This window comes from Sorangium sp. So ce128 (genome assembly GCF_051525245.1).
Lineage (GTDB): Bacteria > Myxococcota_A > Polyangia > Polyangiales > Polyangiaceae > Sorangium > Sorangium cellulosum_B.
Window position 1 is genome coordinate 4,479,354 of the sequence record NZ_CP150313.1, and the last position, 23,230, is coordinate 4,502,583.

Here is a 23,230-nt window from a genome sequence, read left to right on the forward strand (position 1 = left end):
TATCTCCGAAGGCGGCCCCGAAGGGTGAGCGGATGCGCTCTCGAAAGCGGGCTCCGCGAGGGCGGCGTGGTCGTACCCAGGAATCGCCTTTTCTTGTGCATGGCACTGTGTTTGCCTGGGGGGCGTTCGCCCGATCGGTCGGGCGAGGAGGATGTAGACCATGCGCAAGCTATGGGTGGCTACGGTGATGGCGGCGGCGGCGCTGATGACTGCGCCCCGACCCGCTGAGGCGTGCGGCGGATTCTTTTGCGGACGACAGCCGGTGGACCAGACCGCGGAGCGGATCCTGTTCGCGACGAACCAGGACGGCTCGGTCACGATGGTGACGCAGATCCAGTATGCGGGCGCGGCGCCGGACTTCGCCTGGGTGGTTCCGCTCGCCGAGGTGCCGGCGGTGGAGAGCCTCGCTGTGTTCCCGCAGCTTGCGCTCACCGCCCTCGATTCAGCGACGGGCCCGCAGTTCCAGTGGCCCGACGACCCGAACTGCTACCCCGCCTTCCCCGAGTCCGCGGGGGGCGGGCCCACCGCGGGCGGCACCGACGACGGCGACGTCACGGTGCACATCCGGGAAGAGGTCGGGCCGTACGACGTGGCCGTTGTCGAGTCGACCGATCCCACGGCGCTCGTCGGCTGGCTTCGCGACAACAACTTCCGCGTCAACGACGCGATGGTGCCGTACATCCGCATCTATACGAGCGAGGGGATGAAGTTCCTCGCGCTGCGGCTCCAGCCGGACGCCGAGGTCACCGACATCCAGCCGTTCCGCTTCACGCTACCCTCGGGGTCGCCGTCGATCCCGATCCGGCTGACGGCGATCGCGGCCGAGCCGGAGATGGGCATCACCGTGATGATCCTCGGCGACCGGCGTTATGGGCCGGCCAACTGGCCGGACGTCGAGATCGACGACAACCAGATCGTCTGGAGCGCGAACCAGTGGCCGGTGCAGACGAACTGGACGGCGCTCGTCGCGCGCGGCGTCGACGAGGCCGGCGGCCGAGGCTTCGTCACGGAGATGAGCGGACCGACGACCGACATCGCCGAGCAGGTCCGCAACACGATGACCTCGGACGAGGATCAGCTGGCCGCGCGCGACGCGCTGCTGCCGCTGCTGGAGGGCAACGCGACCATCACCCGGCTCTATACGCGCCTGTCGCCCGAGGAGATGACCGTCGATCCGATCTTCCGGCGCACCGACGGTCCCGTGGTGTCGAACACCCGCCTGCTCTCGCGCTACGTCGATGACCGCGACCTGTGCGTCGCGCCGGGCGCCGAGGCTGCCGGCGCCGCGTCGCCGTGCGACTTCGCGGCGTGCGGCGCAGGCGGCCTGTGCCGCGTCGTCGAGGGCGCAGCCGGCACCCAGCCCGTCGCCGCCTGCGCGTGTGTGCCCGGGACGACCGCGCGCACCACGTTCGATCCTTCGGGTCGGCCGACGGTGACCTGCCAGGACCTCCGCATGTCGTTCCTCAACCCGGGTGACCGCGCACTTCCTGACGCGCCGCCGCTCGCGGATCCTTGTGCGACGTTCGATTGCGGCGCGAACGGCGAGTGCGTGCCGATGAACATGACGCCGACCTGCCGCTGCTCGACCGGTTATGTGGCGGTTGGCACGATCGGCGCCGACGGCAGCCGCACGTCGACCTGCGTGCTTCCCGACGAGCCCGTCCCCGCGTCCTTCTACGACCGGCGCGTCCCGCAGCTGCCCGATTCGCTGCCGGGCGGCCGACCGGTCGATGTGCCGCCGCCCGCCGTCGCGGCCGCCTCCGGAGGCTGCAACGCCGGCGGCCATGCCGGCAGCGCCGTCGGCCTCAGCGGCGCGCTGCTCGGGCTGCTGGTGGCCGCGCGCCGCCGCCGGCGCTCGTAGGAGTCCACGCCGTGGCCAGCTCGACCTCCGCCGCGGGTTTCGCCGTGCTCCTCGCGTTCGCTCCCGGCTGCGCCGGCGGGGACGAGCCGCCGGCGCAGGGCATCGCCGAGCTCGGCACCGGCGAGTGGCAGTTCGAGCCGCTGGCCGACGGCCAGGAGGTCGAGCTCGCCCACGGCGCTCAGGGCGGCTGGCACGTGTGGACGAGCGTCAGGACGCTCGGCCTGGAGCCCGAGGGCGCCCAGCTCGAGGTCACGACGACCGTGATCGACGATCCGTCCTCGGCGACGACCAGCCGGGGGAGGATCGCGCTCGAGGAGCTCGAGGACGGCCGGTGCGAGTTCATCGGATGGCCGGCCGTGCTCCGCGAGCCAGCTTGTGCCATCGGCCAACCGCTCCGGATCAGGGGGGTGGTGACCGACGCGCGAGGCACGGTTGCGACCGCCGAGCGACTGGTACTCCCCCGATGGGACAGCGACGAGGCCTGTGCTGGGCGGCCATAGGGCCCGAAATCCACATCGCCAGTCGGGTCCAGCTCTGGGTCAGAGCGAGTGAACGATCCAGACGGCTGGCTCTTCATAACGTCCGCGCCGACCCTGGACGTACACGGGGGCAAGGCCGCCGGGGATCTCGAAAGACCGCTCGGAAGGCAGGATAGGCCTGCCGAGCCACACCTCCCAGAAATCGAGCTCCAGGTCGACCACGAGGGCGCAACGGGGAGTCCCGGCGATCCGGCCCCCAACGCGGACATGCGTTCGGACCCACGGGTCGGTGGGCAAGCCGTCCTCGCGGGCGCGATCGAGGAACTCCTCGATGTCGATGCCTGGGCAGGATGCCTTGGACGGGGGGCGCACCGGGGCGAGCACGCCGGAGAGGCCCGATCGCCGCGCCAGCGCCTTGAAGCCGGCGAGAACGAGCGCGCTCACGCCCTGGCCGCGGAACAGCGGCGACACCGAGGCGGTGAAGGCGCCCAGGTGGGTTGGCGGCTCGCCGCCGCGGACCGCCTTCGCACGGAGGACCTGCCACCTCCAGCCGCTGTCGGGCGGCGCCGCCAGATCGTCGCTCCGCACGGCGATCGGAGCGGCGTTGCCGACGGCGGCCAGGCGCCCCGTCGCCCTCTCGACGAGGCCGAACGTGAACGCGGGGGTCTCCCGTAGGATCTCCAGATAGGCGTCCTCGACGTCGTTGGCGTAGATGAACGGCGTCGCGGCCCATGCCTGCGCGACGACGACATCCATCAGGGCGCCGAGATCCGGGCGCTCTGCGCGCGTGAACATGTCGAAGCGGTCGCTCACCGCTCCAGGTAGAGCATCGTGGGTCATGCGAAGTCGTTCGGCTCGGCGAACGCCATAGTCACATCCAAGGATGGGCGCAACGCCCACGACGAGCGGAGCGCGTGCGATCAGCACGCGCGGTGCTGGGTACCCTCGCCGGGCGTGATGAAGATCATCACGCTCGGCGCGCGCACGATCTGCCCGTGCCAGACGCCGCGAGGGACGATGCACGTGCCCTGATCGCGCAGCTCGATCACGCGCTCGCCGCCCTCGTCTTCCAGCACGACGTCGACCGAGCCGGAGAGCAGGATCAGGACCTCGTCGCCGCGGGGGTGGACCTCGCGGTGATCGGGGCTCTCATCCATGTGAAAGAGGCCCACCATGCGGCCGGCGTGCAGCTCCTTGCGCTCGCCGATTTTCGCCCAGAACTCGGCGTCCACAGGGACCAGCTTCGCGGCGCCGCCGTCGAGGAGCTGCACGTAGGTGTCGGAGAGAAGAAAAGCGTGGGGGTCGTGTCGGGTCATGCGCTCACCATGGGCCCTCGCGCGCGCCGGCGATTGTAGATTTTTTCCCAGCATCCCGCTTCGCGGCCGCCCTGGTTCCGCGCGTCAGCAATCCCTGGTGAAACGATCCCGCGGAGGCGGACCGAGACGTCGCGTCGGACCGCGGTGGTCGCCTCGCTCGCCAGCACCTTGAGCCGCGCCGTCGCCCTCGGGGATGAGGTGGGGGCCCGGGTCGTTCACGAGGCGATCGGTCGCCTGCTCGGGCTGCCGGCGGGAGGTGGCGCCGCCGCTCACTTCACGCAGGTGCGCTTGTCCTGGTAATCACAGCTCGGCACGCCGGCATTCACCACCGTCTCGGTGAAGCCGGGGTAGCAGATCGGGTCGCACGTCGCGTAGGTCCCGCTCGGGTACGGCACCGCCCCGCACGAGATCCGGTCGTAGATCCCGGCGCAGTAGCTCGGCCCGCTCTGAGAGCCGCTCACGTACCAGCCGGGCGGACAGGCGACGGAGGCGCCGCAGTGCGCGAAGGACGCCCGCGTCGCCCAGGGGATGAGCTCGCAGCGGTAGGCCTCGCCGTTCGCGCAGCCGAGCGCGCTGCCCTGGCTCAGCGACACGGAGTGCGTGGTTTCACCGCTGACGCACGCCGCGCACTGCCACCCGGTCAGCGCTTGCGCCCCCGCCGCGATCGGCTCGGCCAGCGCTGCGTCCTCCCCCTCGGCCATGCCGAAACAGCCGGCGGCTCCCGTCAGGGCCATGACCAGCCCGAGCCCAGACACCCCCATTGACCATCGCGAGAAGCTCTCCATGCTCGTCCTCCAATGCGATCCCCCGCCGCCAACGACGTGATCCATGGAGAGGACACCGCAAGAGCGCAAGAGACGCAAGGGAAAGCGATATCCACCTGCTGGAGGCGAGCTGGGGAGCTCGCGAGATGTCGCTGCGCGTGGTCCCTCGGCGACACCTTCCCTGACGTAGAGGGGGAACCCCGGAGGCGACCAAGGAACTTCCCCTGCCAGGAAGACTCCCATCAGCCAATCGAGGGCGAGGCATCAAAGCGGCACGAAGTCTGCTCTGACGGGGACGATGCCCCGCTCCTCGCCTCTTCGAAGTCTCCGGAAACGCTCTGGGATCGCGCTGGTCCTTGGCCTCGGCCGAGGAAGTCGCGACCTTGGACGCGTGTCAGAGTGTGCCAAAGTCGGCCTTGGTCAGATCCCGATGTCGCAAGTACGCCGCTTCATCGCTCTCGCGTTGCCCTTCGTTCTCCTCGCGTGCGGGACGACGGGCGGACCGGCGGCGAATGCGGAGAACGCGTCCGGCGGAGATGCGTCAACCGGGGGCGCGGGCGACGGCGGAGCAAGTGGCGGTGCTGGTGCGGGTGGCGCAGCGAGTGGCGGCGCGAACGGGAGCGGCGGAGCGCAGCCCGACCCCGATGGGGCCGGCGAGGAATTTCTTCTGAGCTTCCCGCGGCGCAACGTCTTTGGCCTCGGTCAACCGCTCGCAGCGACCCAGAACGGATCGGTCATCACGGTCGGAGCTCGAGCTCCCGCGGAGCTCCTCCCCGATTCGATCGACGAGCCCTTTCTTGCGGAGTACTCGGCGACCGGCGAAGTTCTCCACGCGCTCGCGCTGCCCGGAGCCGCCGAGCCAGAGTTGATGGCGATCGACGCGGAGGGCTCGATCTTCCTCGTCGGTCAGCTCTACATGGACATGACCTTCGGCGAGTTCACCCTCACGACCGTCGAGGAAGGGTTTTATCTGGTCAAGGTGAACCCCGACTTTTCGATCGCCCTTGCGGCCGGAGTCACCCTCGAAGGCAGCTCTCCTCTGAGCACGATCGCGGTTGACGCGGATGGCGACGTCGTCGTTGGTCTCGGCGTGTATAACGACGACGCATCCGTGCAAAAACCTCAGATCATGAAGTTCTCTGGGTCGACCCTAGAAGAGATCTGGAGCACGACGTTCGAGCACGACATCAGCCAGGGATACACGATTTCCCTCACGTTCAATCGGGGCGGTGAGATCCTCGCCGGCGGCGCGTTCACTGGAATACTCACGATCGGAGAGACAGAGCTCGAAAAGGCTGGAGGGCAGGAAAATCCAGCTGTCTACAACGGCTGGCTCGCCTGGCTCGACCCGGAGAGCGGCGATCCTCTGCGCGCGCTCCGCTTTGGCGGGGCGACCTTCGACTATGTGAAAGACCTGAAGTCGACCGCTTCCGGACGCCTCCTCCTCCTCGCCACACAGACGTCGACATCGACCTTCCTCGATCATACGGACACCTTCGAGGAAAGATCGGAGTCGGTCCTCTATGATTTCGAGGACGGTGAGACGGTGCATTGGGCGAGCCGCCTCGGTGGACCAGACTATTTCGGCAACGCGCTGGCCCTCGGCGGCGATGGTCAAAGCTACGTGGCCGGTCGCTTCGGCTGGCTCGGCACGGAAGTAGATGCAAAAGGAGGGCGCCTCACGCGCTTTGCGGCAGACGGAACGAAGGGCGAGAGCGTCGAGCTCGCGACCGGTAACCCGAACGGTCTGACGCACGTCGCCGTCGATACGAAAGGCGGCGTTTGGGTCAGCGGGGCCTGGGAAACGGCCTTCGATTTTTCAGGAAAGAGCTACGCTCCGCCGACCGATGGCGGACAGTTCGTCCTCCGGAAGAAGGGATTCTAGACGAACGCGCGCGTCGGAGTCGAGCACGTGTCCGGCAACGAGCAGGCACACCTGAACCTGGTTACGCTCCGGCAGTGGTGAGCTGACTCGAGTGGCACCGCGCGCCGGCCGAGGCTCTCGGTGTCCGGGACCTCGAGCCGGCGCTCGGTGTTCGGCGCGGCTTCGTCAGCTGACGGGGTGCAGGAACGACCGCACTACCTCGCGCGCTTCGCTGATGGCGTCGGTGCGCGAGAAGGTGACCCACGGCGCCGTTGCCACGTACTTCTGTCGGTGATCATCGCGTCCCGCGTCCGACCGGTGAAGATCGCGGCCCCATGATCGGCAGCGTTCACCGTTCACCGCTGGCACCCACGCCGATCTGGGCCGCGCTCGCCTCCGCGGCGTAGACGTTACGCCCGCCGAAAAGTCGAAGGCCCGAGGGCTGCCACCCTCGGGCCTTCTGGAGCTCCGCGTTGCCGGAGTGCCCCACCTTCATCACAAGCCGGGCTCCAGGTCCAGAAAGCGGCGTCATGGAGCCCGTTGCCTTCGTCCGTCTATCGCCTCGCCCACTGCGCCCGCTGCCGCATCCAGCTTCGCCTCTGCCGTCGCTGCGATCGCGGCCAGCGCCTCTGCCCCGACTGCGGCCCGCTCCGGCGTCGTGAGTCGCTCCGCCGCGCCGGCGTGGCCTACCAGACCCGGCCTCGCGCTCGCCGCCTCCATGCCGCTCGCCAGGCCCGGTATCGGGACCGGCAGCGGGACAAGTTCTCCGCGCAGAAAGTGACGCATCACGGGGTGACACAAGCCGCGGCCGCGTCGATGTCTCAGCTCGCGCCGGAGATCACCCCCGGCCGAAAGGACAACGATGACGATTGGAGCCGAGATGTCGGCCGCTGCTCGCTCTGCGGAGCGCGGCTTCCGCCCTGGGCCCTGCGCGAGCGGCGCGCTCGGTCAGCTGTTCACCGACGCGCTCCCCGCGTCCCACGAAGCCCTCCGCGGTGACGGGAGGCGGCGGTGATCGCGAAAGAGACGGAGGCCGAGGTTCTGCGCCTCTACCACGGCGAGAAGTGGCCCGTGGGCACCATTGCCGCCCAGCTCGGGCTGCACCACACCACCGTGCAGCGCGTGCTCGGGCAAGCGGGCGTCGATCCGAAGGTCGTCGCGCCGCGCCCGTCGATGGTCGACCCGTTCGTGCCCTTCATCGTCGAGCAGCTCGGCAAGTATCCCTCGCTGCGCTCGAGTCGCCTCTTCGGCATGCTCAAGGAGCGGGGCTATCCGGGCGGTCCCGATCATCTGCGCCGGGTGATCGGCCGTCTCCGCCCCAAGAAGCCCGCAGAGGCATTCCAGCGGCTGCGCACGCTGCCCGGCGAGCAAGCGCAGGTCGACTGGGCGCACTTCGGCAAGCTGGCTGTCGGCCGGGCGCTGCGCCCCCTCTGGGCCTTCGTCATGGTACTCAGCTACTCGCGGCGGATCTTCCTGCGCTTCTTCCCGAGCGCGGCGATGCCCTTCTTCGTTCGCGGGCATGTCGAGGCGTTCGCCGATATCGACGGCGTCCCGCGCGTGCTGCTCTACGACAACCTCAAGAGCGCTGTCGTGGAGCGTCACGGCGACGCGATCCGGTTCCACCCCATGCTGTTGGAGCTCTCGGGGCATTACCGCTTCGAGCCGCGCCCTGTCGCCGTCGCCCGCGGCAACGAGAAGGGCCGCGTCGAGCGCGCCATCCGCTATGTCCGCGAGGCGTTCTTCGAGGCCCGGACCTACGCCGACCTCGACGACCTCAACCGACAAGCGACCGAGTGGACCAGCTCCGCAGCGCTCGATCGCTCCTGGGTCGAGGACCGCGCCCGCACCGTGCGCCAGGCCTTCGAGGACGAGCGCAGCGTGCTGCTCGGGCCCCCCGACACGCCGTTTCCAGCTCACGAGCGCGTCGAGGTCGAGGTCGGAAAGACCCCCTACGCGCGCTTCGATCTCAACGACTACTCGGTTCCCCACGACCGGACGAGCCGCACGCTCGTCGTCCTCGCCGACCTCGAGCAAGTGCGCATCGCCGACGGCAACGAGATCGTCGCGACCCATGTCCGCTCGTGGGACCGCGGCCAGCAGATCGAGCAGCCCGTGCACATCCAGCGCCTGGTCGACGAGAAGCGCCGCGCCCGCGAGCATCGCGGCCTCGATCGCCTCGCCCGCGCCGCCCGCAGCAGCCAGGCATTCCTGCGCATCGTCGCCGAGCGCGGAGACAACGTCGGCAGCGCCATCGCCCGGCTTCTACACCTGCTCGACGCCGTCGGCGCCGCCGAGCTCGAAGAGGCGCTCGTCGAGGTGCTCGAGCGCGACACCATCCACGTCGGCGCCGTGCGCCAGGTGATCGACCGCCGCCGCTCCGAGCGCCACCTGCCGCCTCCGGTCTCGATCCCCGTCACGCGCGGCCAGCACGCCGCCCTCGTCGTCACGCCGCATTCGCTCGCCACCTACGACGCCCTGAAGAAGGACCCGACGCCATGACCGATCTAACGCCCGCTGAGACGAAGGCCCGCCTGAAGGGCCTCGGCCTGTTTGGTCTGCTCGCGTGCTGGGAGGAGCTCGCCGACAAGCCCTGGCTTCGCGAGGTGCTCGCCATCGAGGAGCGCGAGCGCCACAAGCGCAGCCTCGAACGCCGCATCAAAAACTCCCGCGTAGCCGCCTTCAAGCCCATGGCCGACTTCGACTGGTCCTGGCCCAAGAAAATCGACCGCGAGGCCGTCGACGACCTCTTCGCTCCCGGCTTCATCACCACCGGCCACAACGCCGTGCTCGTCGGCCCCAACGGCGTCGGCAAGACCATGATCCTGAAGAACGTCGCCCACCAGGCCGTCGTCCGCGGTCACACGGTCCGCTTCTCGACCGCGAGCGACATGCTCGCCGACCTCGCCGCGCAGGAGTCCTCGGCCGCGCTCGCGCGCCGGCTGCACCGCTACACGGTTCCCGCCCTTCTTTGCATCGATGAAGTCGGCTATCTCTCCTACGATGGTCGCTACGCTGCGGAGACCGCCCATCGTGATCACGCAGATCACGCCATCGTGATCACCGCGATCGCGCATCGTGATCGCCCTCGGAGCGAAGCGACGCTGGTCCGTCGGGGTCTGGGGTTCAGGTCTCCGTGGTCTCCTTGTCCTTGCGACGCGAGGGGCCCTTCAGCGCGACGCGGTGCGCGTTGTGGACGATGCGGTCCAGGACCGCGTCGGCGATTGTCGGGTCCCCAAGGTGATCGTGCCACTTTCCGACAGGAATCTGGCTGGTGATGACTGTCGACCGCAGGCCGTGACGGTCCTCGAAGACCTCGAGCAGGTCGCGGCGCTCCTGGTCCTTGAGCGGGGCGAGTCCCCAGTCATCGAGCACGAGCACGTCGATCTTCGCCAGCCGCCCCAGCAGGCGCGTGTACGTCCCGTCGGCGTGCGCGAGGGCAAGCTCCTCGAGCAGGCGCGGCACGCGCCGGTAGAGCGCACGGAAGCCAGCGCGGCACGCCTGGTGTGCCAAGGCGCAGGCCAGGTAGCTCTTGCCCACGCCGGTCATCCCGGTGATGAGCACGTTGGCGTGGTCGGCGATCCAGCGACCCGAGGAGAGCTGGCGGATCTGGGCCCGGTCGAGCTCCCGCTTCGGCGTGTAGTCGATGTCCTCCAGGCAAGCGCTCGGGATCCGCAGCTTCGCCTCGCGCAGCAGGCGCCCGATCCGCTTGTTGTCACGGGCGATGTGCTCGGCGTCGACGAGCAGCGCAAAGCGGCCATCGAAGTCGAGCTCGGCGATCGCGGGGTCAGTCCGCTGCCCCACCCAGGCGTTCGCCATCACGTACAGATGAAGGCTCTTCAGCTTCTCGAGCGTCGGTTCGGTCAACACGTCGTTCTCCGTCAGTTGAGGTAATAGTCACGGCCACGGATGTTCTCGTGGTCGATGGGCTGAGGGGCGGCCGGGGCGCCGTCGTCATGAGCGAGCGGCATGCGATCGAGCCCGTTCTTCAGGATCGACTCGACGTGCCGGTAGGAGCGAGCGCGGACGTGCCCGGCGCGCACGCAGGCAGCCTCCAGCCGCTCCTGGCCGTAGCGCTTGCCGAGGCGCAGCAGGCCAAGGCAGGACCGGAAACCCTGCTCGGGGTGAGGCCGCTCGGCCAGGATCGCCGCGCAGAGCTGCCGGGTTGCCGGGCCGATCTTCTCGGCCCACGCGAGCAGGCGCGAGGGCGTCCACTCCGCATGCGCCCGGTGGGCGCTCGGCATGTGCTCACGCACGGTCGAGTGCTGCCCGCGCGCTCGCGAGCGGGGGTGCGATGCGATCCGGCGGCTGCGCAGCAGGACCTCGACCGTTGCGACCGTCGCCCTTATCCAGACTTCCTCGTGCACGTGCACGTGGGGGACCGAGTAGAAGTGGTCGTCGAAGACCACGTGGTAGTCGATGTTGACACGCGCCTTCTTCCACTCGGCGTACTCGAATGCCTCCGCAGGCAGGGCGGCGAGCGCTGCCTTCTCGAGCTTCTCGAAGAGCTCCTTTCGGCTCTCGCCGTAGCGCTTCATCACACGGCTGTTGATGTCGGCCAGCAGCTCGGCGATGCGCGCGTTGAGCGCTGCGAGCGAGTGAAACACCTCGTTGCGAATACGGGCAAGAATCCATCGCTCGACGACCTGCACGGCGACCTCGACCTTGGCCTTATCGCGTGGATGCTTCGGTCGCGCGGGCAGCACCGTCGTGCCGTAATGTTCGGCCATCTCCTCGTATGTCCGCTGCACCTGAGGCTCATACCGGCAGGCGCGCGTGACGCCGCTCTTGAGCTGGTCGCACACGACAGCGCGCGGCACACCGCCGAAGAACACGAAGGCGCGGCAGTGGCTTCCGATCCAGTCCGGTCCCCTCTGGCTGCGCGTCGCCTCAGCGTACGTATAGCTGGAGGCGCCGAGCACCGCGACGAACAGCTCGACCTCGGCGACCGTGCCTGTAGCGGGGTCCACGAGGCTCGGCTTCTTGCCGGCGTAGTCGACGAACATCTTCTCGCCCGCAACGTGGACCTGGCGCATCACCAGGCCGCGCCGATCGAGCCACGTCCGGTAGCGGTTGCAGAAGGCAGTGTAGCGAAGACCGTTGGGATGCTGGCGCAGGTACTCCAGGTGCAGTAGCTCCAGCGTCACGTGGGGCCGGTGCCGCTCGCGGTGAATCCAGGCGCAGTCGGGCTCGACGGGCGCGACCCCCGGCTCGACGACGGACGTGCCGTAGAGCGCCCGCTCCAGGGCATCGTCGTCCAGCTGCGTGACCTGCTCCCAAGCCGTGAGGCCGGCGGCCTTGGCGCGTGCCAGGACGTTGCCCACCGCCCCCGGGCTCGTGCCGTTGCTCACCGCCGTCTGCCGGTGCGTGCGGCCCAGGAGCCACTTCTGCCGAAGAATCTCTCGTGTTTTGTGCATGGACAGTCGCTCCGTCGCCACCTGGGACCCTCCTCTGAGGCCCGGGTGGGTGGACCCGACGTCCAGCGCCGCTACGCCTCAGCCTCGTGGGCCGCGCAGGATGCACCAGCGCGATCACGAGCGGCGATCCGCGCGATCACGACCGTGATCCCGATGATCACGATGGTGATCCTGGTGATCACGATGCGGTGATCCGAGCGATCACGATGCGGTGATCTCGGTGATCACGATGGCGTGAAATCCGCACTACGCCGACCTGCTGTTCGAGGTCGTCACTCGTCGCTACGACGCGCAGAAGCCGATCCTGCTCAGCACGAACAAGGCATTCTCCGACTGGGGCCAGGTCTTCCCGCACGCCGCCTGCGTCGTCACGCTCGTCGACCGGCTCGTGCACCGGGCCGAGGTGATCGAGATCGAGGCCGAGAGCTACCGGCTCAAGGAAGCCAAGGAGCTGAGCGCCTCCCGCATCAAGCAGCGCCGCGCCAAGAAGCACTGAGCCGCCTCTTCACCGGTGAACTTCACCGGCGTCGGCTGCGGGTTTCACCGGCACCGGGCGCGGATTTCACCGGTGAACTTCACCGAATCCCTGCGGATTGCCGCGATCATCAACAACTTCTTCCACTTGTGACGGCTGCTGCGGCCGGACCCCCAATCCTCGGCCGTGAAGAAAGCGTCGAGCGCGCTGAGGCTCATTTCGCGGCTGGCGAAGGCGCTCTCGACGCAACGCTTGGTGGCCACGGGATCGAGCGTGCAGTGCCGAGCCAAGAGCACCAGATCGATGAGCGTCTTCGGGTGCCAGCGACCACGCGGACCGAGCTCCACCAGCGAGTGAACCTTCCAGGCGAACATCACCTCGGGCGCGACGGCCGGCAGCGTGAAACCTTCCAGCTCGAAGGGGCGCGGAGCGACGCCGAGCACCTCGCCCCAACCGAAGTCGACCTGTAGCTTTCGTTCGCCGCGTGAGAGCTCGAGCCGCAGGCCAGGCCAGGGCGTCTCGAGCCAGATGCCCCACGCTTTGACGCAGAGGTCAGCGACGACGCCTTCAGCCGGCAGCTCGCTCGAACCCAGGAGCTGATTCACGACGCGCGTGGCGCGGTCGAGGCTCCAGTCGCCCATGAGAACGAAGTCGAGATCCGCCGCGACGCGCCCGGGGACCCAGCTCGCCGTGAGCTGGCTGCCTCGCAGCACGGCGTCGGCACCGAACTCGGTGCGCGGCATGAGCTCGAGCCACGAACGGATCAGGCTCAAGCCATCCACCCCGTGTCCACATCGAGCGCCGAATCATAGACGGTGTACTCGCGCGTACGATTGCGCAGAGGCAGACCGAGCCGCGCTGCGAGCGCCAGCACCTGATCGAAGCGCGCGTCGGCCGAAGCCTGCCCCAGGCCCCACGAGCGCAGCGTGACGAAGCGGAGCTCGACGCCGTCCGCACGCGGCGCGCCGCGCGACAGGTAGGCCCCCAGCTCGGCAAATGCGCGCGAAACCTCGGCCTCGCTGTGAGGCGAAGGCAGCACGACCTTGGCGTGGTGCTCGAAGTAGTTGGTACGCGGCGCCCGCGCGGCCACATCGTCCGTGAGCGGCAGATCGCGATGCGGGCCGACGGCCTCCACCTTGGTGCGGATGACCTCGAAGCCAGCTTGCGCGAGATCGCGAGCCAGCTGATGTACGACCAGCAGGACCTCCTGCAGCGAGCCGCGGTGGTGTGCTCCCGTCATCGGCTGGCGCGGCGTTCGGCCGCGCGGCAGCGAGATGAACAGCGCCCTCACGCCGAGCGCGTCGCAGGTCCTGGCGAACGCGGCTTCGTCGCAGGCGGCGACGGTCACGTGAGACTCGAACACGCCTTCGAAGCCCGTGCCACGCAGCTCGGCGGCGAGCTCGAGAAAAGGCAAAAGCCGCATATTGACGACATATTTCGAACTCCGGAGCTCGGCCAGCGTGCGCTCGAAGCCGTCCGGGATCCACACAGGGTCCCAGCCGTAGCCCTGCTCGCCGCGCGGTCCCTTCGCGACGCTCCCGGAGTTTTCACCTGCGAAGAGCTTCACGCTGCGGCCGTCCTCCGTGTACGCCACCACCACGCGGGTCACGCCGCGCAGCCCACCGAAGCGAGCGCTGAAAGCGGCGGGCCCGAGCTCTTGCAGCAGCTGCTTCACCTGCGCCCCCGCGAAGGCCTCGCTCGACTCCAGGTACATGCCCGTATTTTCGATGAAGCAAGGTGTTTCGAGCTGCCTGAAGGCGTCGAGCACGCGCGCCGTGGCGATCTCTTCGAGCTTCTCGGAGTCGCCTTTGGCGAGCGTGATGCGCGCGCGTTCGACGTGCAGCCCCGATAGAAGGCGCTTCGCCTCGTCGTGCCGCCAGCCGTTACCGGTGACGAAGGTGACCGTCTTCATGGCTTCCAGTTCCAGACCGCTTCATGCCCTGAATTCTCGGGAAGGAGCGCACCGTCGATCTTGTCCCTGCGCACGTATTTCGCCATGCCGACGACGCGCCCGGCGCGCTCGATCCGCCAAACAGCGCCTTCCGGCGGCTCGATGGCGCCGTGGCCGCCTCCGCCCAACCGTTCGAGCATGGCCGAGATGCCGAGCGCGCCACCTCGATGCAAGAGCGCCGGACGAGGAAATGCGCCTTGCAACCGAGCGTCGAGCTCGTCGAACGTCCATTGTCGGCCCTCATGAAAGGCGTCGAAGACCACGAATGGCTCGTGGCGGAGCTCGTAACGGGTCGAATGCGCAAGCGCGAGCCATTCGCCGACGAGCCACCCACCGGGGTGGAGCAGCTCGCGAAACGAGGTCGCACGCTGCTCGACCCAGGCCGCGAACATCTGGCGCCCGGGGTTCTCGGAGCGCGCGGCGAGCGTGCCTTCACGGCCCAGCGCCAGCACGGCGTCGCCGAGGCGCGCGACCGCGACGCAGGAGCCGTCGAGCTTCTCTTGCACGAGTACCTCTTCTCCGGGGCGCGGCGCGACCAGACAGCGCTCGGCAAGCTCGCGCGGCGCGGTGCGGTCGGACGAGCCAGTGCGAGAGCCGGGCAGGTGCGGAATCTTGAAGTAAGCCTTGCGACCGAGCGGGCGTTCAAGCTCGACCACGGCTCACTCCACGCGTCGTCCCTCCCGCGATGATGTGCGCGAGGCGCAGCGGCTCGGGGATGGCGCCGTGCAACGTGGTCCGTTGGATGAGCTCGCGCCCCTCCTCGAGCGACAAGCCGGCGCGGTGCACCCACAGGCCAGCGCAAGGCTCGATCGGCCCGGCTCGCTCGAGCACGCTCCGCTTCTCGCGCGCGCTCTTCACCTGTTCGAGCGCTTCGAGGAACTTCTGCATCTTTGGCCGCTTGCGCATCACGACCATCACCGGCACCCCGAGCTCCTCCGCCAGGGCGTTGATGTCGACGACATTGAACCCCGCCACCGTGATGCCCTGCATCAGCACGCCGCGCACGTGAACCAGCTCGTTCTCTTTCACGAGCTCTGCCATCACCCCGGTGGCGTCGCTGCCATCTTGCTCGACGTGCCCACGCACCACGATGTCGAGCCGCGTCCCCGAACAAACCGTCCCCACGAGCGCTACCTTCCCACCCATCCCCCGCTCGAACGGCGCATCGTCGAACCCAATCACGTTTGAAATTCGTCGGCTGCGCATGACTCGGCGTTGGAGCGCTTACTTTAAACAAATGGCGTCACGGTCAACAGCCTGCGAAGGATAGCCTGCTCAATACCATTTCGACATGCTGGAAATTTTCCGTTGACGACCAACGGATGACATCACGTACAAACAGTACGATCCACCGGTCCTTCTACAAAAAAAGCAACAGATCCAAATGGTTCACTAGGTTGTGTAATATTTTATACACATGCCGTGTTGGCCAGTCACCGGTCCAGTCCGGCGCCTCGCAGGGTGCGCTTCAGCGATCGGCGAGCGGCAAGGTAAACGAGAAGGTGCTTCCGTCGCCGACCCGGCTCTCCACCCAGATTCGCCCGCCGTGCGCCTGGACGATCCCCCGCGCAATCGCCAGACCGAGGCCAGTGCCGCGCTGTCTGTTGTTCGGGCGCGTCCAGTACGGGTCGAAGATGCGTCGGAGGTGTTCGGCCTCGATTCCGACACCGGAATCCCGGACGTGGATCCCCACCTCGCCGTCGAGCGCCTCGGCACGCACGCCGATCGCCCCGCCGTCGGGCGTGAACTTGTGGGCATTCCCGAGCAGGTTGGAGAGGACCTGGACGACCCGGTCGCGATCGGCGAGCACCCGCGGCAGATCCGCCGGAACCTCCACGTGCACCGACAACGAGCGGCCGGTCGCGCCGAAGCGCACGGTTTCCGTCGCATCCCCCACGAGGTCGGAGACCTCGTGGGGGGCGGGCAGGATCGACAATCGGCGGGCGTCGATGCTCGCCACGTCGAGCAGGTCGGCGATGAGGCGGTTGCTGTGGCGCGCTGCGCGCTCGATCGTCCGTACGCCGTCCCGCCACTTCTCCTCGTCGACGCGGGACGCCAGCTCCCGCTTCAGCAGGGCCGCCCGGAGCATGATCGCGCTGAGGGGATTGCGAAGATCGTGAGCCACGATGCCGAGCATCTGCTCGCGCTGCCGGACCGCATCCTGTGCCTCGGCGCGGGCGCGCTTCTCCGACTCGAAGAGGGAATTGCGCTCGACCGCCTGAGCGCACTGATCCGCCATCGTGGCGACCAGCTGGCGCATCGCCGGATCGAGGCGGCACGGACCCTCGATGACGAATACCAGGCCGCCGAGATCCCGACCGTGGATCCGGAGCGGCAGCGCCACGAGGCGTGGCGAGGCCATCGCGGACATGGTGGGGCTCGGGGCGAAGCGCGTGGTGGCCCCCTCGACCTCGTCGGGGTCCGGCAGGATGACCAGCTCACCGCGGTACAGGGCCAGGACGATCGGCTGCTCCGGATCGGACGGGATTGCCGGGAAAGGCGCCGTCCCGTCGTCGCCGGTCGAGGCCACGAGGCGCAGCCCTCGCGGGTCGTCCGTTCGCAGGTAGGCGCGCGCGCCCTCGGCCCGCAGGATCGCGCCGATCGCGCGGATCGCGACGCAGGCGGACTCTCCGGCGGTGCTCGTGCGGGCGAGCGCGGCCGTGACGGCCTGCAGGCGGGCGAGCTGCTCGCGCGCCTCCTCGGCCTGGATCCGGCCCGCCTCCTCGGCCTCGCGGCGGCGACTTTCCCATGACGCCTGCAGCTCGCGCTCGATGGTGTAGGCGATGTGCGCCACCAGCGCGAGCCGCTCGGGGCTGCCGGTCGCGACGGACGTGCTGACGTCGATCGCGCCGATGATCGTACCGTCGGGCGCGTGGATCGGCGCGCCGGTGCACGTGCAGTCGTCGAATGCGCTCGCGAAGTGCTCCGGCCCGACGATCGCCACCGGGCGATTGGCGGCAATGGCGGTGCCGGCGCCGTTGGTCCCCATCGCCCGCTCCGACCAGTCGAATCCGGGCAGGAGGCCGAATGTCTCCATCATCGAACGAGACGCGCCGACCGAGTAAAGGACGATGCCGTCCCCGTCGACGACGTAGACGGCCGGCTCCGACGCCCGTAGAAGCGCGGCGGCCCAGTGCAGGTGAGGGATGGCGGCCCCGACCAGATCGGCGCTCCGTTCCAGCCTCCTCGCGAGCTCCTCGTCGTTGATCCGCCGGAAGGGCGGACGAACGGGGTCGACCGCCGCCGCCCAGCTGCGCTCCCATGAGTCGAGTACGAGACGGCGCAGCGGGTCGGCGAGATCCAGCTCACGGACGAAGTCGTTCCACTTGCGGAACCGTTCTTTCGCGACCGTGGCGCCCGGCGCTCCAGCATCCCCCATGGACACCAACCTCGTAACACGAGAGCTGCGCCAAGGCACGAGCCTGCTGACGTGGCAACTCGCCGTTCACGTCACCATGCCGCGGAGCGTGCTCGGCGTCGTGCGGCTGCTTGGCCGCATGGTTGCGTTCTCTCGCATGGCTACTGTGGCGCAGGCCCTCTACGTCAGGAAACATGCTCAGCCCGGCAGTCCGGCCTGTGGAGCTCAGGAGATCATGACCAGGGCGAGGTCGGAGAATTCGCCTGAGACCGGCGTATTCGAAATTTTTTGAGAAACGATGGTTCAGCGGTCAACGGGTGGTCGGGCCCGACGTGACCACCCGGCCGCCGTCATCCACCGGACGCTTGCTCAGCGCGCTTTCAGCAGGCGGGAGGAGCAGCGGTTCGCGCGGGGCCGGTGACGACGCGCGCGATCAGCCGCCGCAGTCGAGGGGGATCGTCAATCTCCACATGTCGTTGAGCAGCACTGGCGCGAACTCCGCTGTCGCTCCCCCGAAGAGGTAGAGCTCGTAGGCCGCGGCGGTTCTCCGAGTGAAGTAGAACTGGCCGAACCTCGGCGCCGGCGCCGGCCCCGTCATCGCGGTGTCCACGCGGGTCCAGGTCCCGGTGTGGAGATCGAAGTACCAGACATCGGACAGGGTGGTGCCGTCGAACTGGCTGCCCCCGAACAGCCAGATGCGGCCCTCGTGCTCATCGGCGAAAAGCTTCGCGTTGTCGCGGTGGCCCGGTCCGGCGGCCTCGTCGAAGACGAGCTGATCCCAGGTCTCCGTGTCGACGTCGAACCTCCAGAGGTCGCCGAGGTAATTCTCCGGCGTGAACAGGCCGGTCCCGTTCACGGCGTCGTTCGTGTATCCCCCATAGACGAGCAGGGCGTTCCAGCCCTCGGCGTAGACGAGCGGATGGTGGGATCGAGCGCGCGGGGCGGGCGAGCCGGTCGCGACCTGCTTCCAACCGTTCTTGTAGCGGACCAGGTTGTGCTGGAGGCCGTCAGGACGGTTGATGAAGGCCGGCAGCGTCGACGACGAGCCCGAGAAGGCGTACGCGACGGTCTTGTGTTTCCCCTTCTTTCGCACGGCGACCGCCTCGGTGGAGCGGTTGGCGCGCCCGAGCTCGGCCGCGCTCTGCGCGATCTGCGTCCACCCGTGCACCGGATCGAACCGGAACGTGTCCTGGTGCGTGAGGTCGAGCCCGCGCCGGAAAGGACCTCTCCCGCCGGAGACGATCAGCGCGTCCTCCTCGGCGACGCACCACATCAAAGGATTCGGCGGCCTTCGGGTGGTCGCGTGCGACGTAGGCGCAGATGTCCTCGAGGTCGACGAGCGCCTGGTGCGACCACTCAGCGGACACCTGAGCTCGCTCGGATCTTGGCGAGCGGTGAGAAAAGGAGCGGCGAAAGGGCTCCTGCATAGTGGCACGGATGCCGCCGGGTCGCGGGGCCATGTTGGCTTCAAGCGGCTGAGGAGGGCAGCGTGGCCGATCCTGGCCCACGTCGGCACACGACTGTCCGTCGCCGCCAGGGAGGAATGCTTGCAAAATCAGCTACTTAGAGCCAATGTGGCACATGGCATGAAACATGCTAATGGGCCTCCCCATGAAGAGTCGTCTTGTTGTTTGGCTCAGCTTCTTGGGAATTGCGCTTCTTGGCTGCAGCGGCGGTGAAGGCGGTGGCGGCGGGGAGGGGGGCCAAGGCGGCGACGGCGGGGGCTCGTCCCAGTGCGACGAATTGCGTGACGAGGCGTCGCCGGGGAACGTGGTCTTCAAACTCACGAACAAGCGCGCATCGCCGATCTATTACGACGACAACGGCGAATGCTCGAGGGCGTTCAGGGTCAGCGAGGGCGATGCGATGCCGCAATCGCCCGGTCTGTCCGGGTGGGCAACCTGCGGGTGGTACATGGACAACGACGACCAGGGCCCGCTCGATTGCTTATCGAGCGAGCTGAAGACCCTCGGGCCGAACGAGAGCGTCGAGCTCACCTGGGATGGCCGGGTCCTCGAGCACCATGATCTGCCCGCCGAATGTCAAGCCGGCCTCGACTCCCCCCCAGCCTGCGACAAGCTCGTCGCGCTCGATGCTGGCACCCTGACCGCGCATGTCACTTTCTGGGGTGACCAGGATTGCACCCACGGCATGTGTGTGGGGATCGATCATGCGATCAAGCAGCAGACGTTCTCGTTCCCCGCCGCGGGGCCGGTCGAGCTCGCCGTGGAGTGAGCGTCGGCGTTTTGACGCGATCGGTTTCTTGCAAGCACGGCAGCGCCGACGGCGTTGACATCAGTACATGAGGCCTCCAGCGTCGCGCGGCAAGAATGATGCAGATCCTCCGTTCAAGCATCTCTCTCTCCTTGATGAAGCCAGGCAGGAACGCGGATGCCTCGTCGCACCTTACACGTCGGCGCCCGGGACCCCAGTCGTCGAGCCCGACCTGCGCCAGCGCCCCGGCGCCCCCTCCTCCGTCCTGGAACCAGGGAAGCGTCTGCCCCAGGCGCTGCCCCTCGCTGCCCTCGGGACCACGCAGCTTAACGCCAGTCGTCCTCGCGCTGCGCTCCGGCTTGATTTGCCTACGCGCTGGCACTGCAGCCGCAGGCACCCGGTTTGACGTTGCGCTGATGGTAGACAAGCTCACATCAACCTTGGCGACGCAGGAGACCCAAGTCTCCTCGAAGGTGAGCCGACTTGTCCCCTGGGCCGCTACCGAAAACGTCTCACCTAGAGTAGGGGGGACTCAGGAATCCCTGCAGCTGCACATCTCGCCAGAACGTCAGATCGGGCCTGTGCTTTGCGACACCACGGACTCGAGAGTCTTGCGAGATGACAAAGCCGGGAGCCTCGCGATGCGCATTGCACTACCGGAACATTGACCGATGCCTCGTTCCGAAGGAGACTCGCCGCATGGGACTGCTGACCTTCACCATCAACGTCACCCTGGACGGCTGCGTCGACCACCAGGAGGGGATCGTCGACGACGAGACGCACGCCCTCTTCACCCGCCTCATGGACGAGAGCGGCGCGATGCTGTGGGGCCGCGTCACCTACGAGATGATGGAGAGCTACTGGCCGGCGGTCGCCCGCGGCGACGAGGAGGCGCCTCCGGCGCTGCGCGAGTGGGCGGTCAAGCTGGAGACCAAGCCGAAGTACGTGGTGTCGTCCACGCGCAAGGAATTCCCGTGGGCCAACAGCCACCACATCGCCGGCGATCTGCGCATGGGCGTGCAGAAGCTCAAGGACGCGACCCCGGCCGGCGTGCTCCTCGGCAGCGGCAAGCTCGCGACCGAGCTGGATCGGCTGGATCTCATCGACGAGTACAAGTTCCTCGTCCACCCCAAGCTCGCCGGCCACGGCCCGACCCTGTACCAGAGCGGGCTGCCCGCCACGCGGCGGCTCGAGCTGGTCTCGGCCAAGCCGCTCCGCTGCGGCGCGGTGGCGATGCACTACCGGCGCGCGCGCTGACCGAGCGGCTCGGTGCACACGAAGATGCGAACGCCAGCCGCGATCATGAGGCCTCCAGAACGTCGAGCAGGCGCCGCAGGCCGTCGGCATCGAATGACGCTGGCACTCGGAGACAGCGGCCCCGGCCGAGCTCCAGCTCGAACCGCGCGTCCGCTGGCGCGGACTGGACTCGATCAAGCCGGCGCGATCCCCAGCCACCGGCACCGCGGCAGCCAGCTGGGCCTGCTTCGACGCGCGCGCCCGCTTCGGCGACTGTCTGCGCTCGAGCGCAGGCGCAGAGGCGTTGTCGTCGCCCGCCAGCAGCCACTTCCAGTACATCAGCGTGCGCGGGTTGATGCCGAGCTCGCCGGCGAATTCGGCCGCCGTCAGCCCGCTGTCACGCCACCGCTCGACACGTTTCCGCCACTCCCCCCGAGGGACCCGAGAACGCTCTTCTGCCATGCCCGGCACTCTGCGCCCCTGGCTCAGCGCTCGTCACGACGCGGTACCACGAACGGGTGATCCGCCCCTCCCTACATCGACAGTGTCGCGCGGACGTTCCAGCTGCGGGGAGGCGCCAAGAACTGCTGTGGTTCGCAGCCAACCGCGAAACCCTGGTTTTCGAGCGCCGCTTCGTCCAGGGCAGCGGGAAGTTCGCGCGTCTCAACCCCCGCGTGGTGGTAGCCTTCACCCGCGCGATATCGCCGCTCGCGGACGAGCCGCAGAGGACTGCCCGCCGGGCAAGGCCTCGCCGGCTCGCCGAGCAGCGCTCGTCCTAACAGCCTAGCGGAGCGCCGCGCGCCTCGAAGCCTTGGGCAGCGCCGCTGCAAGTTCGCGCGATGCGTCCTTTCCGATCCATCGCGCTGAAGGCTGCGGTGATTGGGCGAGACGAGCGGCGACGGCGACGGCGGCGCCTTTGAGCGAAGCATTGCGCTTTCCGATCGCTCGAAGAGCCATGCGCACGGCCTTCTTGACGAAGTTCCTGTCATCGTCGGCTGCACGCTCGATGAGCCCGAGTGCGTCGACGAACTGCTGGTCCTTCGCGCGCTTGTCGTGGAGAGCAAGACTCCAAAGCAGCGCGAACGCCGCTCGCTTCTCGAACTCCCCCTTCTTACGGCTCCACTGCTCGACCTTCGCCCATGCGTGCGGCGTGCGATCGAAGAGGTTGAAGCTCAGGGTGTCGCAGTAGGCCCAGTTGTCGAACTCCTTACACCACCGATCCATCTGCGCGGCGGTGAGCGCGGAGGGGTCCGCTACGAACGACGTCAACATCCGCGCCTCGTACCAGCCGGTCTCCCAGAGCGCCAAAGCAAGCTCGTGGTTGTGCCCGAGCTTCTTGCCTAGCGCCTTCATGTCCTTCATCGCGACGCCAAACGCCTTGTCCGACGGGATGGCGTAGCGGGACATGCCGTCCAGCGTGGCTTTCGTGCTGTGAGCCTTCAGCCACTCGAGGACCCACTGCACTTGCTCCTGGAGCGACAGTTCCGGCGCCTTTGCTTTCTTCATCTCCGCTCCTCGTTCTTTACAGTACCTCGCCCGCAAACGCTAGCACCAAACGCCCCCGAGCCATCCGGAGCATTCACCGACGACTTCCGCCTCAACGCCTGATCGTCGCCTGAGCCAGGCTGCTGCAGCCTTTCGTCCCTGTGGGATGCTTGTCGTGGGGAGGGGACCATGGCGACGGACACGACGACGACACAGGCGAGCGAGACGCCGCAGCAGGCGTGGGTACGCTGGCAGCGCGAGCATGCGGACGTGCTGGAGGGGGCGACACGCTCGGAGCAAGTCCTGCTGGAGGCGGCGGTGCGGTTCGTGGCCGTCATTGCGGCCCAGCCGATCCTGCTTCGCGTAGCTGCCTATTTTCTCCTGCATGCGGAGATGGGCCTGACCGCAGCGCAAGTGGGCGCGGCAGTGGGCCGCACCGACCGGGCCATGCGCACCGTGCGCACGCTCTCGGCGCACCAGTTGCTCGAGTCGATCTGGGCGGATCTCGGGCGACACCGCCAGCCGCGGCTGCGCCCGGAGCATGCTGGCCCGATCGCGAAGTACCTCGTCGACCATCCACGATGCACTCAACCCGAGGTGGTCGCGTTCATAGCGCGCGATCTCGGCATCGACATCGAGCAGCAGACGCTCCGCCGGTTCCTCGACGCCTATGGCCTGTACGTTTTTCGCCCTGATCACGATCGCGCGGAGGCGCATGTCGCGCGCCCCACCTCATCGGGCGCACCCACTTCGGGGGCGCCTTCCTCCTGCTGCCGGCCGCGCTCGCCCTGAGCCGCGTCGCCGAGCGCACGC

The 23,230-nt window shown here is 68.1% G+C and carries 21 protein-coding genes and 3 pseudogenes; 11 read left to right on the plus strand and 13 right to left on the minus strand.

The annotated features are described in order from the left end of the window. The first annotated feature begins 205 nt into the window (after window positions 1-205). Together WME82_RS17135 and WME82_RS17140 are read left to right on the plus strand one after the other, a co-directional pair. Window positions 206-1,861, plus strand: a complete 1,656-nt coding sequence (locus tag WME82_RS17135) for a DUF2330 domain-containing protein (protein ID WP_438044900.1) — start codon at window positions 206-208, stop codon at window positions 1,859-1,861. An 11-nt stretch (window positions 1,862-1,872) separates the two neighbouring features. Then, window positions 1,873-2,361 (plus strand): hypothetical protein, encoded by a 489-nt coding sequence (locus WME82_RS17140; protein ID WP_438043695.1) that lies wholly within the window; start codon window positions 1,873-1,875, stop codon window positions 2,359-2,361. A gap of 39 nt (window positions 2,362-2,400) precedes the next feature. Here the strand turns inward: WME82_RS17140 and WME82_RS17145 are convergent, their stop codons facing one another. From WME82_RS17145 to WME82_RS17155, 3 genes are all read right to left on the minus strand, one after another. Then, window positions 2,401-3,180: a hypothetical protein gene (locus WME82_RS17145; protein ID WP_438043696.1), complete on the minus strand. Its 780-nt coding sequence runs from the start codon at window positions 3,178-3,180 to the stop codon at window positions 2,401-2,403. 80 nt (window positions 3,181-3,260) lie between these two features. Further along, window positions 3,261-3,656, minus strand: coding sequence for a cupin domain-containing protein (locus tag WME82_RS17150; RefSeq protein ID WP_437746551.1), 396 nt, complete (start codon window positions 3,654-3,656; stop codon window positions 3,261-3,263). A gap of 269 nt (window positions 3,657-3,925) precedes the next feature. Continuing rightward, window positions 3,926-4,390 carry a hypothetical protein gene (locus tag WME82_RS17155; protein WP_438043697.1) on the minus strand — a complete coding sequence of 155 codons (465 nt, stop codon included), beginning with the start codon at window positions 4,388-4,390 and terminating at the stop codon, window positions 3,926-3,928. A gap of 460 nt (window positions 4,391-4,850) precedes the next feature. Here WME82_RS17155 and WME82_RS17160 point away from each other — a divergent pair, with 460 nt between their 5' ends. The 3 genes and pseudogenes from WME82_RS17160 to WME82_RS17170 form a co-directional block, all read left to right on the plus strand. Continuing rightward, window positions 4,851-6,305 (plus strand): hypothetical protein, encoded by a 1,455-nt coding sequence (locus WME82_RS17160; RefSeq protein ID WP_438043698.1) that lies wholly within the window; start codon window positions 4,851-4,853, stop codon window positions 6,303-6,305. Window positions 6,306-7,295: 990 nt separating this feature from the next. Further along, window positions 7,296-8,783: an IS21 family transposase gene (istA, locus tag WME82_RS17165; protein WP_438038547.1), complete on the plus strand. Its 1,488-nt coding sequence runs from the start codon at window positions 7,296-7,298 to the stop codon at window positions 8,781-8,783. Continuing rightward, a pseudogene (locus WME82_RS17170) lies at window positions 8,780-9,238 on the plus strand (ATP-binding protein); the annotation flags it as partial. The gene istA (WME82_RS17165) and the pseudogene WME82_RS17170, both read left to right, overlap by 4 nt. A 169-nt stretch (window positions 9,239-9,407) precedes the next feature. Here WME82_RS17170 and istB read toward each other — a convergent pair. Both istB and istA (WME82_RS17180) read right to left on the minus strand, forming a co-directional pair. Next, window positions 9,408-10,151 carry an IS21-like element helper ATPase IstB gene (istB, locus tag WME82_RS17175; protein WP_437851705.1) on the minus strand — a complete coding sequence of 248 codons (744 nt, stop codon included), beginning with the start codon at window positions 10,149-10,151 and terminating at the stop codon, window positions 9,408-9,410. Between the two features lie 11 nt (window positions 10,152-10,162). Then, the gene (gene istA, locus WME82_RS17180) at window positions 10,163-11,698 is read right to left on the minus strand and encodes an IS21 family transposase (RefSeq protein ID WP_437851704.1); all 1,536 of its coding nucleotides are present in this window, start codon (window positions 11,696-11,698) and stop codon (window positions 10,163-10,165) included. Window positions 11,699-11,743: 45 nt separating this feature from the next. Between istA (WME82_RS17180) and WME82_RS17185 the strand changes: the two genes are divergently transcribed. Both WME82_RS17185 and WME82_RS17190 read left to right on the plus strand, forming a co-directional pair. Next, window positions 11,744-11,890, plus strand: coding sequence for a hypothetical protein (locus WME82_RS17185; protein WP_437740584.1), 147 nt, complete (start codon window positions 11,744-11,746; stop codon window positions 11,888-11,890). A gap of 55 nt (window positions 11,891-11,945) precedes the next feature. Then, window positions 11,946-12,194: pseudogene (locus WME82_RS17190) on the plus strand (ATP-binding protein); the annotation flags it as partial. 44 nt (window positions 12,195-12,238) lie between these two features. On the opposite strand, the gene WME82_RS17195 reads toward WME82_RS17190, so the two are convergent. The 5 genes from WME82_RS17195 to WME82_RS17215 form a co-directional block, all read right to left on the minus strand. Then, entirely contained in the window at window positions 12,239-12,946 is a 708-nt protein-coding gene (locus tag WME82_RS17195) for a nucleotidyl transferase AbiEii/AbiGii toxin family protein (protein ID WP_438043699.1), read from the minus strand. Beyond that, the gene (locus WME82_RS17200) at window positions 12,943-14,085 is read right to left on the minus strand and encodes a non-canonical purine NTP pyrophosphatase (RefSeq protein ID WP_438043700.1); all 1,143 of its coding nucleotides are present in this window, start codon (window positions 14,083-14,085) and stop codon (window positions 12,943-12,945) included. The genes WME82_RS17195 and WME82_RS17200 overlap by 4 nt, the downstream gene beginning before the upstream one ends. Next, window positions 14,082-14,780: an RNA ligase family protein gene (locus WME82_RS17205; RefSeq protein WP_438043701.1), complete on the minus strand. Its 699-nt coding sequence runs from the start codon at window positions 14,778-14,780 to the stop codon at window positions 14,082-14,084. The genes WME82_RS17200 and WME82_RS17205 overlap by 4 nt, the downstream gene beginning before the upstream one ends. Further along, window positions 14,767-15,330: a DUF99 family protein gene (locus tag WME82_RS17210; RefSeq protein ID WP_438043702.1), complete on the minus strand. Its 564-nt coding sequence runs from the start codon at window positions 15,328-15,330 to the stop codon at window positions 14,767-14,769. The genes WME82_RS17205 and WME82_RS17210 overlap by 14 nt, the downstream gene beginning before the upstream one ends. Before the next feature lie 262 nt (window positions 15,331-15,592). Continuing rightward, window positions 15,593-17,503 (minus strand): ATP-binding protein, encoded by a 1,911-nt coding sequence (locus tag WME82_RS17215; RefSeq protein ID WP_438043703.1) that lies wholly within the window; start codon window positions 17,501-17,503, stop codon window positions 15,593-15,595. Between WME82_RS17215 and WME82_RS17220 the strand changes: the two genes are divergently transcribed. Next, complete coding sequence (locus tag WME82_RS17220; RefSeq protein WP_438043704.1) at window positions 17,502-17,774, plus strand: hypothetical protein; 273 nt, start codon at window positions 17,502-17,504, stop codon at window positions 17,772-17,774. The genes WME82_RS17215 and WME82_RS17220 overlap by 2 nt on opposite strands. 141 nt (window positions 17,775-17,915) lie before the next feature. On the opposite strand, the gene WME82_RS17225 is transcribed toward WME82_RS17220, so the two are convergent. Next, a complete protein-coding gene (locus WME82_RS17225; protein ID WP_438043705.1) occupies window positions 17,916-18,755 on the minus strand; it encodes a Kelch repeat-containing protein in 840 nt (279 codons plus the stop codon). A gap of 371 nt (window positions 18,756-19,126) precedes the next feature. Between WME82_RS17225 and WME82_RS17230 the strand changes: the two genes are divergently transcribed. Both WME82_RS17230 and WME82_RS17235 read left to right on the plus strand, forming a co-directional pair. Further along, entirely contained in the window at window positions 19,127-19,717 is a 591-nt protein-coding gene (locus tag WME82_RS17230; RefSeq protein ID WP_438043706.1) for a hypothetical protein, read from the plus strand. A gap of 678 nt (window positions 19,718-20,395) precedes the next feature. Continuing rightward, window positions 20,396-20,953: a dihydrofolate reductase family protein gene (locus WME82_RS17235; RefSeq protein ID WP_438043707.1), complete on the plus strand. Its 558-nt coding sequence runs from the start codon at window positions 20,396-20,398 to the stop codon at window positions 20,951-20,953. A gap of 273 nt (window positions 20,954-21,226) precedes the next feature. Here the strand turns inward: WME82_RS17235 and tnpA are convergent. Both tnpA and WME82_RS17245 read right to left on the minus strand, forming a co-directional pair. Next, window positions 21,227-21,394, minus strand: a pseudogene (tnpA, locus tag WME82_RS17240) (IS66 family insertion sequence element accessory protein TnpA); the annotation flags it as partial. Window positions 21,395-21,715: 321 nt separating this feature from the next. Then, window positions 21,716-22,438 carry a DNA alkylation repair protein gene (locus WME82_RS17245; protein WP_438043708.1) on the minus strand — a complete coding sequence of 241 codons (723 nt, stop codon included), beginning with the start codon at window positions 22,436-22,438 and terminating at the stop codon, window positions 21,716-21,718. 168 nt (window positions 22,439-22,606) lie between these two features. Between WME82_RS17245 and WME82_RS17250 the strand changes: the two genes are divergently transcribed. Then, a complete protein-coding gene (locus tag WME82_RS17250) occupies window positions 22,607-23,209 on the plus strand; it encodes a hypothetical protein (protein WP_438043709.1) in 603 nt (200 codons plus the stop codon). Window positions 23,210-23,230 lie beyond the last annotated feature (21 nt).

Bases quoted from the DNA above. Each gene is read 5' to 3' on its own strand.
- WME82_RS17135 (WP_438044900.1), top strand. From the start codon at position 206: ATGACTGCGCCCCGACCCGCTGAGGCGTGCGGCGGATTCTTTTGCGGA.
- WME82_RS17145 (WP_438043696.1), bottom strand. From the start codon at position 3,180: ATGACCCACGATGCTCTACCTGGAGCGGTGAGCGACCGCTTCGACATG.
- WME82_RS17150 (WP_437746551.1), bottom strand. From the start codon at position 3,656: ATGACCCGACACGACCCCCACGCTTTTCTTCTCTCCGACACCTACGTG.
- WME82_RS17155 (WP_438043697.1), bottom strand. From the start codon at position 4,390: ATGGCCCTGACGGGAGCCGCCGGCTGTTTCGGCATGGCCGAGGGGGAG.
- WME82_RS17160 (WP_438043698.1), top strand. From the start codon at position 4,851: ATGTCGCAAGTACGCCGCTTCATCGCTCTCGCGTTGCCCTTCGTTCTC.
- istA (WP_437851704.1), bottom strand. From the start codon at position 11,698: ATGCACAAAACACGAGAGATTCTTCGGCAGAAGTGGCTCCTGGGCCGC.
- WME82_RS17200 (WP_438043700.1), bottom strand. From the start codon at position 14,085: ATGAAGACGGTCACCTTCGTCACCGGTAACGGCTGGCGGCACGACGAG.
- WME82_RS17210 (WP_438043702.1), bottom strand. From the start codon at position 15,330: ATGCGCAGCCGACGAATTTCAAACGTGATTGGGTTCGACGATGCGCCG.
- WME82_RS17220 (WP_438043704.1), top strand. From the start codon at position 17,502: ATGGACACCAACCTCGTAACACGAGAGCTGCGCCAAGGCACGAGCCTG.
- WME82_RS17215 (WP_438043703.1), bottom strand. From the start codon at position 17,503: ATGGGGGATGCTGGAGCGCCGGGCGCCACGGTCGCGAAAGAACGGTTC.
- WME82_RS17225 (WP_438043705.1), bottom strand. From the start codon at position 18,755: ATGTGGTGCGTCGCCGAGGAGGACGCGCTGATCGTCTCCGGCGGGAGA.
- WME82_RS17235 (WP_438043707.1), top strand. From the start codon at position 20,396: ATGGGACTGCTGACCTTCACCATCAACGTCACCCTGGACGGCTGCGTC.
- WME82_RS17245 (WP_438043708.1), bottom strand. From the start codon at position 22,438: ATGAAGAAAGCAAAGGCGCCGGAACTGTCGCTCCAGGAGCAAGTGCAG.
- WME82_RS17250 (WP_438043709.1), top strand. From the start codon at position 22,607: ATGGCGACGGACACGACGACGACACAGGCGAGCGAGACGCCGCAGCAG.